General features: G+C 35.5%; 6 protein-coding genes. All 6 read right to left on the bottom strand.

Annotated features, from left to right (window positions below; translation table 11 throughout):
* Positions 1 to 700, bottom strand: a 700-nt coding sequence (locus tag B8T70_RS21455) for a YeiH family protein (protein ID WP_123912144.1), incomplete at its 3' end; no start/stop codon positions are given.
* 454 nt (positions 701 to 1,154) lie between these two features.
* The gene (locus B8T70_RS21450) at positions 1,155 to 1,889 is read right to left on the bottom strand and encodes a thioredoxin domain-containing protein (protein WP_086896171.1); all 735 of its coding nucleotides are present in this window, start codon (positions 1,887 to 1,889) and stop codon (positions 1,155 to 1,157) included.
* Positions 1,890 to 1,893: 4 nt separating this feature from the next.
* On the bottom strand, positions 1,894 to 2,973 hold the full coding sequence (locus B8T70_RS21445; RefSeq protein WP_086896170.1) for a sterol desaturase family protein: 1,080 nt from the start codon (positions 2,971 to 2,973) through the stop codon (positions 1,894 to 1,896).
* Positions 2,974 to 3,167: 194 nt separating this feature from the next.
* Positions 3,168 to 5,099, bottom strand: coding sequence for an arylsulfatase (locus tag B8T70_RS21440; RefSeq protein ID WP_086896169.1), 1,932 nt, complete (start codon positions 5,097 to 5,099; stop codon positions 3,168 to 3,170).
* A 29-nt stretch (positions 5,100 to 5,128) separates the two neighbouring features.
* On the bottom strand, positions 5,129 to 6,601 hold the full coding sequence (locus tag B8T70_RS21435) for a RagB/SusD family nutrient uptake outer membrane protein (RefSeq protein WP_086896168.1): 1,473 nt from the start codon (positions 6,599 to 6,601) through the stop codon (positions 5,129 to 5,131).
* Between the two features lie 15 nt (positions 6,602 to 6,616).
* Positions 6,617 to 9,739, bottom strand: a complete 3,123-nt coding sequence (locus B8T70_RS21430; RefSeq protein ID WP_086896167.1) for a TonB-dependent receptor — start codon at positions 9,737 to 9,739, stop codon at positions 6,617 to 6,619.
* Positions 9,740 to 10,172: the final 433 nt, after the last annotated feature.

Raw genomic sequence — 10,172 nt, 5'->3', positions numbered from 1 at the left:
ACAAACATAGGATGACATAGGATAGTTTCTTCGAATCTCCTTTGATAGCGCCTGATGTTGCAATAGCAGCAGAAACGCCACAGATGGAAACAGCACTAGAAATCATCATTGTTAACTCATCATCGACTTTTAGTTTTTTGCACAACCAAAAAGCAAAGTACCAAACGGATAATACGACTACCAAAGCTTGAGCTAATCCTAATGTGCCTGCTTTAAGTATGTCGGAGAAGATTACGCTTGTGCCTAATAAAACCAATCCGATTTTTACAAATACTTCTGTAGCAAGTGCTGTACGAAACCATTCGGGTAGTTTGAAAAAATTCCCAATGGCTAAACCTATTATCAAACTAAAAATTACGGCTTCGAGATTGAATCCTTTTATTGTTGCATTTCCCGCAATAATCAAGGCAATAACGGTTAGTATATAAACTATTGGGAAACCGAGTAAAAAGTTTCTTACTGATTTTCCGATTAGGAAAGCACCAATTGTACCTATAGTGATAAGGTATAAAAACTGCAATGAGATGATTTGTAAATTATCTGAAGCAAATACATCTTTTAATAAATCTGTTCCATTTGTCCATTTGAATACAGGAACTTCCGGAAGAAAAATAAATAGGGATATCCCAATTATTAAAAATCCTAGAATAACGACTGTCCAGTCTTCGTGAATGGTATATTGTTTTGTTTTAATTGACATTTAATTTTTATTAATTTATTTTCCTGCAAGGTCTTTTTTGACCTTGTAGGTATGATAATGTTGCGTAAAAGCTTTGCTTTTTTTTCTGCCACAGATTAAAAGGATTATTTATTTCTATAAAGCCTTTGAACCTTTAGACGCACTGCGGTGCGTCTCTACGGAAAAACCTTTGCGCCTCAGAACCTCAGAATCTTAGTGTCTTAGTACCTTTTTTTTTAACCTTTGAATGGTTAGACGCACTGCGGTGCGTCTCTACGGAAAACCTTTGTGCCTTTGTACCTTAGAACCTCAGAGCTTTTTTTCTGCCACAGATTAAAAGGATTATTTATTTCTATAAAGCCTTTGAATGGTTAGACGCACTGCGGTGCGTCTCTACGGAAAACCTTTGCGCCTTTGCACCTCAGAACCTTAGTGCCTTTTTTTTAAACCTTTGCGCCTTAGTACCTCAGAACCTTTAATTACTTTGTGCTAAAACTCGATCAACATCTTTTTTCAAATCACCTAATCCTTCTTTCTTGAAAACAATTTTTCCTTTTTGATATAGAATCAAGGTTGGGAAAACTTTTATTGATTTTAAGTCGGCTATGACTTGTGGGTTTTCTTCTAAATCAATTTCTACGATTTTTAAGTTTTCACCATATTGCGCTTTTATGGTTTCCAGAACTGGTTTTACTTTTTTGCAAGCGCCACAATATTTAGATCCAATATCTACTAATACCGAATTATTATCGGCAATGATTTTGTTGTATTCTGCTAGTGATAATTTGCTTTTATCCCGATAGCTATCGGGATTAGCATAAAATGGTTTTCCGTTTCCAATCCAATTGGCTATTCCTCCTTCTAGACTGTAGGCTTCTTTAAAGCCATTTTTTAATAATTCTTTTTCTAAAGTTACACTTCGTCCTGCTCCGATAGAGTAAATAAATACAGGTTTTGATTTATCTAATGCAGCTACTGATTTAGCATAATTCTCAGATTGCAAATTAAAATTGACTGCACCATTTATATGATTCAATGCAAATTCTTCTGCGCCTCGGGCATCTATTATCTGTGGATTCTTTTGACTTTTTATTTTCGAATAAAAGACATCTAGCGATATGATATTTGAGCTTTTATCTTGAGCAAAGCTTACAATCGTAAATAGTAAGATCAATGCTGTGATGCTATTTTTTATGTTTGAATTTTTCATGTTTTTAGGATTGAGTTTGCTGTTCAAAATAAACTGGACTTGGACTTTGAGTAGCTGTATTATTAGCTTTTTGTGTTAGCGGAACTGAAAAAACACCATCGGCGAGAGCACTTCCTTCTTTTTTAGATTTGAATATTGGCCAAAGAAATTGTGCATACCATTCTTCTTGTTTGTATGATTTGATTCCGTATGATTTTGGGAATTTGCGGGTAATTAAACCAGTCCCGAAGATTACGTCCCAAATGAAAAACATATTCCCAAAGTTGCCTTTAAAATGTCCGATTCCGTCGCCGCTAGTATCTGCATGATGCGCATGGTGTGTGGCAGGAGTCGAAATTAATCGTTCTAAAACCCATGCGATAGGATGTAATACTTTGTATTTATAAAGAGGTTTGTCCCAAGCAATGCTAGAATGTGCTCCTAATGTGATGAAACTTTTTATAACCAAAACAAATAAAGCAGGCAATCCTAATCCTAAATAGGTTAACGTAGCTGTTAGGTATATTTGAGAAAAAAACACGGTATAAATGAAGTTTTGTCTAGAAAGCATTGCCATTCCCATATACGGGGCTGAGTGGTGTGTTCTATGAAAACGCCATAAAAAAGGCACTTGATGATGCAAACGGTGGTACCAATATTGGGTTAAATCATCGGCTACTGCAATTAAGAAAAAACCTCCCCAAAAAGGAACCCAAGAAAGCGCATTTTCAAGATTCGGAATTACAATTGGTAAAATCGTTAGGCTGAAAAAAGCAATAACAGGAGGTAAGATTAACTTAGGAGCTAAGAAGCTTATAATATCTATTTTGCGTTCTTCACCCGTCCATTGATCATCGTATAAACCAGCGGTGAATTCTATGATCCCCAGAACGAGCATAAATACTGTTAATCCCCATGTTCTTATGTTTGAAAATACAGGTTTTGCAAATTCTAAAAACGATGGTAATGTTATATGCGATTCGGTTACGATGCCGTTACTTAATTTAAAGTAAAGGTAAATTGCCAATACTGGCAATGAGTATATAAAAAGACTAATCCCTAAGTCTCTTTTTAAATTTTTATTTGAGTTTTGCACTACAGCCATGATTTCTTATTTTAAAAGTTGATTTACTAAGGTTAAGCCTCCTGCCAAAATGATTAGCGGAACTAAAAAGAGTATTGCACCAACAAGAATCTTTTTTCCTATAATTTCAAAGTCTACTCGTTTCATATCTATAAAAGTTTATTAGAATCAGGTCTTTTCTATTTTTAGTAAAAGACCTGAATCTTGATTAATTATTAATTTGTTGCTCCAGATTGTGTTGCTTTTTTAGCCAATTCCTGAAGTGTTTTTCCTTTATCGGCACCAAGATTATGTATCCTTCTATTAAATACATCTTCCCAATCGATTAGCGGATAAACGTTGTTTTCTTTTGCTTGTTCATCAAACAATTTCTGAAGTTCTGCTAATTTTTCTGGATACTTTTTTGCCAAGTTTACACGCTCGTTAAAATCTTCGTTTAGGTTATATAATTCCCAAACATCAGTATCAAAATTGCTTGGCGCTGGGGCTTCATTTTTGCCTAATGAATTTTTTATCGCAAATGAATCAGGAAGATGTGCTGCTGCAGCTTTCCATCCGTCTTTGTAAATGGCTCTGTTTCCAAAAATATAGTAGTATTGTATTTTGTGTAATGACTCTGCTTTGGCATTATTTAACGAAGCATATAATGTAGAACCTTGTATCGCATCTTGTTTAACTTCTCTAATATATTCCGGAGCTTTAATTCCTGCAATATCCAGGGTTGTAGGAAGTAAGTCGGTTACATGGCTGTATTGATTTCTGATTCCGCCTTTTTCTTTAATTTCTTTTGGATAATAAACAATCAACGGATTACGTGTTCCTCCTTCTGATTGTGCATCTTGTTTCCAATTTTTAAAAGGCGAATTTGTTGCTTGTGCCCATCCTAAAGGGAAATTTGTATTTAAACCTTTTGCAGTTCCAATTTCTCCGATATTATTTAAATTATTCTGAAGATTTTGTTCATCAGATACCGTTTTAGAAAAAAGAGATTGGTTAATTGTACCTTGCAAAGTACCTTCTTTACTAGCTCCATTATCGCCAATTGCAACAAAAATTAATGTATTTTCTAATTGATTGGTTTCTTTTAAATGATTTACGATTCTTCCAATCTCATGATCGGTATAAGTAAGATATCCAGCATATACTTCCATAAATCTGGCGTACACTTTCTTTTGATCAGCTGATAATTTTTTCCAATCGGTAATAAGCGGATTACGTTCTGGTAATATAGCATTGGCAGGAATTACACCTAATTTTTTCTGATTAGCCAATACTTTCTCACGATATACATCCCAACCTTCGTCAAATTTCCCTTTGTATTGATCGCTCCATGATTCAGCTACCTGATGAGGTGCATGAACAGCTCCGGGTGCATAATACAAGAAGAAAGGTTTATCGGGAGCAGCTTTATGTTGCTTGGTGATATAACTAATGGCTTTATCGGTAATCTGATCCGTTAAGTGTCTTCCATCTGGAGTAACATGGGCATTATCCTCGACTAAATCTGGTTTGTATTGATCTGTTTGTGATCCTAAGAAACCAAAAAAGTGTTCAAAACCTTTACCCGTTGGCCATCTGTCAAACGGTCCGGCATCGGTAGCTTCTTCATCAGGAGTCAATCCATATTTACCTACTGCAAAAGTATTGTATCCTTTATCTCTTAAAATCTCAGCGATTGTTCCTTTATCAGATGGAATTCTTCCGTCCCAACCAGGAAAACCTGCTGACATAACTGTATGCGAAAATCCGCTAACATGTACTTTACCCGAATTTCTTCCAGTTAATAATGCGGCACGAGTTGGCGCACAAATAGCTGTTGTATGAAAGTTAGTATAGCGCAAACCATTATTTGCCAAATTATCAAATGTTGGTGTTTGTATTAAACCTCCAAAAGAGCTTGATGCACCAAAGCCTACATCGTCTAGTAAAATCCAGATAATATTTGGAGCACCTTTTGGAGCAGTTACAGGCTCTGGCCAATATTCTTTTGACTCCGTCAAGGTTTTTCCTATTACACCTTTAAAGTTTGCATTAGGATTTGTTTGTGCAAATCCTTGCACTGCTCCTAATTGTGTAACTAGTAGAGCAGTAATCAAAAGCCCCTTTTTAGGACTTTTGATCTTACTATTTGTATTGATTTTTTTCATTTTTTAATAGTTTTATTTATGGTTTGTAGTTAATATCCAGGGTTTTGTGGTAAACCAACTGGGTTAATATTTCTTTCGCTTTGCGGAATTGGGTATAGATTGTTTCTTTCTGAAACTGAAGCTTTTGCGACTACTTTTTTAACTTCGGTTACCAATGTTCCCCAACGTACTAAATCATACCAGCGTTGTCCTTCTTGTACAAATTCTTTTTTGCGTTCATCCTGAATCGCTGCTCTAAATGTTACAGGGGTTAATCCTGATAAATCTATCGTAGGATCTGGCGTATTAATTGGTTTTCCATAAGCTCTCCTTCTTACTTGGTTTAAAGCTTCATAGGCTTCGGTAGTAGGTCCGGATTGTTCATTTGTCGCTTCCGCTAAAGTCAATAAGATGTCCGCATAGCGAATAATTGGAAAATTAATTGCCACATTACCGGGTGTAGCCAGATTTGTAAGGTCTAAGTATTTTTTAAATATTGGTTTAGGAAATGTGTAGAGCGTTCCTGTAGCAGGATTCAACAATTGTTTTGCATAACTTACATCTCTTCTGGTATCTCCCGCGGTATAAGTATCATAAAATAAAGCTACATCCGAGATGATATCTGCCGGTTCTGTGGCGGTAAATCCAGTGAAAGACGTTCCTTGAAAAGTGCTTCCGCTCGATCCATTTCCTGCTTGATTTGGCTCAAATTGTACCGAGAAAATATGTTCTTTTCCGTTCTTTTTTGTTTTATTAAATACATCAGCAAAATTTTCAAAAAGGGCATATCCATATCCACCATTAATAACTTCGTTGGATTTAAGGATTGCGTTTGGCCAATCTTTTCTTGTCAAATATACTTTTGCCAAAATAGCTTTTGCAGCTCCAGATGTAACGCGTCCAGCATCATTTGCAGGGTAAGTGGTAGGCAAGCTTTCGGCATCCTTTAAGTCGGTAATAATTTGAGCATACACTTGATCTACTGTTGCTCTATTTGCTTTTAGATTCTCTAAATCAATAGATTTTGGTTCGTGTAAAACTATCGGAACTCCACCCCAAAGACGAACTGCCTGAAAATACAATAGTGCTCTAATGAATTTAGCTTCATTTATCAATCTGGTTTTTACTACTTCTGAACCTGATACTCTGGGAACATTATCGATAGATACATTGGCTCTGTTTATCCCAGCATATATTTGGCGCCAAGCCACTTGTACACGATCAGAAGTTGCGTCATGAGTTAAACTACTCAATGCTCTTACTTGAGGATTTGTTGCCGAAACTCCTGCTGCTGCATAATCAGTCGCCATATCGGTTAGGAAATAAAGATTTCTACCAAATAAACTTTGTTCTCCCGGATCAAGACTCAAAGAGGCATATACTGCATTTACGCTTGCTACTGCATCATCTTGGGTTTTAAAGTAATTATCTTCGGTTACAAATGAGGTTGGTGTTACCTCAAGTTCGGTGCACGATATTAACAGACCAACACTTAATAGTAATGTTATTATTATTTTTTTCATCGTTTATTTTTTTACTTAGAAAGTTACGTTCAAGCCAGAAATGAATGTTTTAGAGTTTGGATAAGCTCCAAAGTCAATTCCGGGATATAAATTATTTTGTTCATACGAACTTACCTCTGGATCATAACCAGTGTATTTAGTCCATGTTATTAAGTTTTCGGCAGATACATAAAATTTAATGCTCTTTGTTCCTAGTTTAGACGAAAGACTTTTAGGTAATGTGTATCCAAAAGTGATCAGTTTTAATCTCAGGAAAGAAGCATCTTCTACATAGCGTTCAGAAACTATACCTAGCGGTGAACTAGATGCTCTAGGGATTTCATTACTTGGGTTTGTTGGTGTCCAGCGATCATTTAGAGTTGCTGCAGCATTAGTGCCAAGAGTAGAAATTTCTAATTGTTGGTTAAGTGCATTAAATATTTTACCTCCATAAGATCCTTGTAAAGAGAAATTCAAATCAAAATCGTGATAGGAGATTGTATTACTAAAACTTCCAACAAATTTTGGTTGAGAACTTCCAAGATCTCCTTTATCAGCAGCCGATATTACTCCGTCTCCATTAGTATCTACATATTTTCTATCTCCAACTTTGGTATTGGCAAGACTGTTTATTTTAGGTTGGGTATTAACTTCTTCCTGAGTTTGGAAAATACCATTGGTTTTATATCCCCAAAAAGTTCCTAAAGGCGAACCTACTTTTACCGTTACAGGCTGTTGTTGCATCAAAGAACCATTTGGAACTACAGGAAAAAATTGGTCAACTCCATTTCCTATTGAAACTACTTTGTTTTTATTGGCAGAGAAAACAATGTTAGAATTCCATGAGAAGTTTTCTGTTCTTAAATTTTCTGTTGTTAGACCAATTTCGATTCCTTTATTTTCAACTCCGCCTATGTTTTGTAGTACTGTTGCGTATCCTGAGGTAAGCGGAATTGGAACATTTATAAGCAAATCGTTTGTTTTCTTATAATACACATCAAAAACAAAATTTACTCTTCTGTCTAATAATGATAAATCTAAACCTATATTATATTGATTGGTTTTTTCCCATTTTAAATCTGGATTTGCCAATCGGGTAGGAGCTAATCCTGTTTGTAAAGTTCCTCCAAAAGCATAGTTAACAGAACCCATTGAAGCCAACGAAAGATAATTTCCTATTTCCTGATTTCCTGTTGTTCCAGCACTTAATCTTAGTTTTGCTTCGGTAACCCCTTTTATGTTTTTAGCAAATTCCTCTTCGGTAATATTCCAGGAAAATCCTGCCGACGGGAAATAACCCCAAAGTGATTCCGAACCAAATCTCGAAGATCCATCTGCACGAGCAGATAATGTAAAATTATATTTGCCTTTATAAGAATAATTTATTCTGGTTAACCATGATTTCAACACACTCTCAAAAGCATCACTATATGGTTTTACAGGTACGCCATCTTGTAAAGCATTGTATGTATTTGCATCATTTACAAAAGTATTTGTACCAGCATTAACTATTTCTCCTTCGGTGTATTGAAGTGTATATCCTGCCAAAGCAGAGAATTTATGGTTTTCACCAAAAGTAGTATTGTAATTTAAGGTGTTTTCGTTTAATACAGAACTTACTAATCGGTCACCTACAGACGCTAATCCTTTTGTTCCTGCACCATTTGTAGTGTTTGATGGAGCATAATAATTTTGTTTAGTACTAATAACATCTCCACTAACAGCGACTTTGGCTACAAGCTTTTTAGTTATTTTATATTCCCCAAACAGACTAGTCAATATTCTATTAATTTTAGTTTCGTTGGTTGTATTTTCCAAATCATTAATAGGGTTTGGTACGTAACCATTAACAGATGTAGCATAAGGGTTTTGAGTTACATTATAAGAACCATCAGAATTTCTGATAGGAACTACGGGAGCCATTAGCAAAGCAGCAACTAACGGATTAGGTTGTCTGCTACTAGAGTTAGAACCGACACCATTAGATATAGAGTTACTATAATTAGCATTTACACCAAACTTAAAAGCTTGAGAATAGTTTCTTTCGTAATTGGCGCGAAGAGAAATTCGTTTAAAATCTGATCCAAGCAAAATTCCTTCTTGGTCAAAATAACCTGCAGAAACTGCATATCTGGAACGATCATCTCCGCCAGAGAACGTTAATTGATGATTTTGAATAGGAGCAGCAGTTCTAAAAGCTGCCTTTTGCCAGTCATAATCTCCAGAAGTTTTTAAAGCTTCTATTTGAGCTGGCGAAAAAGAAGGCGCTTGTCCTATACTTGCCTGAACATCATTGCGCAAACTAGCCCATTGGCTTGCATTCATCAGGTTTAATTTTTTCGATACATTCTGAAATCCAAAATAGCCTTGATATGAAATATTATCTTGTCCTTTTATTCCTTTTTTGGTAGTAATAAGTACCACACCATTTGCACCACGAGATCCATAAATTGCAGTTGCCGAAGCATCTTTTAGTACTTCAATAGATTCTATATCTCCGGGATTTATGGTTGATAGTACATTAACAGTTGCTCCCGAATACGATACGCCTGCAGTACTATTACTATTGTCATTATAAATTAATATTCCATCTACCACATAAAGCGGTTCGTTACCTGCTGTAATCGAGTTTCCTCCCCGAATACGTACACTCGAAGATGCTCCGGGCTGTCCAGAACTTTGGGTAACAACCACTCCGGGAATTGCGCCTCGTAGTAAGTTATCTGCCGATGAGGTAACTTGTGCCAGATTTGCTTTTGGAACAGAAGCTATAGAACCTGTAATGTCTTTTCTTTTTTGAGCTCCATATCCCACAACTACTAATTCGTCTAGTTCCTGGCGTTCTTCTTTTAAACTAATGGTAATAGGATTTTTTTCTACTATTACCTCGGCTTTCTTATATCCTATATAGCTTACTATTAATGTGTATGGGAATTTTTGACCTGTCTGAAAATAAAATTTTCCTTCGGCATCTGTTACTACTCCGTGCGTAGTACCTTTAATATTTACAGAAGCTCCAATAATGGGCTGATTTGTAATGTCATCGACTATGGTTCCGTCGAGTTTAGATTGTATAAGAGGTGTTGTATCTTGTGCATTAATTCCGGCAGATACAAGCAGAAGTAATAGCAATGAGCATATGTTTAATTTTTTTTTCATTTCTTTGTGTTGGTTTAAATAGTAAAGGCATAGCGAAAGCTGAGAAATCAACAATCGTTTCCTTTATAAAGAGATTCACATTTTTTTTAAGCCTGCCATTTCTGTTGCCGCAGAAATGGCTTTTTTTATTTACAGCAACTTCTATACATTGTTTTCATTTTCCTTTTTTTAGTTAATTATTTATTTTAGTTTTTTACATGTTTTTCCACCAACTTGTTCCTTACGCATGTGGTAAAGAATAGTTTTTGTCTTTTCAGTAAGATAATTGTGGAGGGTGTTTAATAAAATTCGTTTAAGTCAAACTATAATAAGTTTATAGTTTTATAATAGGTAAACGAAAATATTACGATGAGAATTAGCAACAGATACACATATAACAGAAGGTGTTATATGTGTATACTTTAGGAAGACTGTAGTTAGATATTCTCTCGAT

It is taken from the genome of Flavobacterium sp. AJR (assembly GCF_002156885.1).
In the GTDB taxonomy this organism is placed as follows: Bacteria; Bacteroidota; Bacteroidia; order Flavobacteriales; family Flavobacteriaceae; genus Flavobacterium.
Note: the sequence above shows the minus strand (reverse complement) of the source record. Positions and strands in the feature narration are given on the sequence as shown.

What these genes read in the sequence shown, in the direction of transcription:
- B8T70_RS21450 (WP_086896171.1), bottom strand. Translation starts at nt 1,889, where the DNA reads ATGAAAAATTCAAACATAAAAAATAGCATCACAGCATTGATCTTACTA.
- B8T70_RS21445 (WP_086896170.1), bottom strand. Translation starts at nt 2,973, where the DNA reads ATGGCTGTAGTGCAAAACTCAAATAAAAATTTAAAAAGAGACTTAGGG.
- B8T70_RS21440 (WP_086896169.1), bottom strand. Translation starts at nt 5,099, where the DNA reads ATGAAAAAAATCAATACAAATAGTAAGATCAAAAGTCCTAAAAAGGGG.
- B8T70_RS21435 (WP_086896168.1), bottom strand. Translation starts at nt 6,601, where the DNA reads ATGAAAAAAATAATAATAACATTACTATTAAGTGTTGGTCTGTTAATA.
- B8T70_RS21430 (WP_086896167.1), bottom strand. Translation starts at nt 9,739, where the DNA reads ATGAAAAAAAAATTAAACATATGCTCATTGCTATTACTTCTGCTTGTA.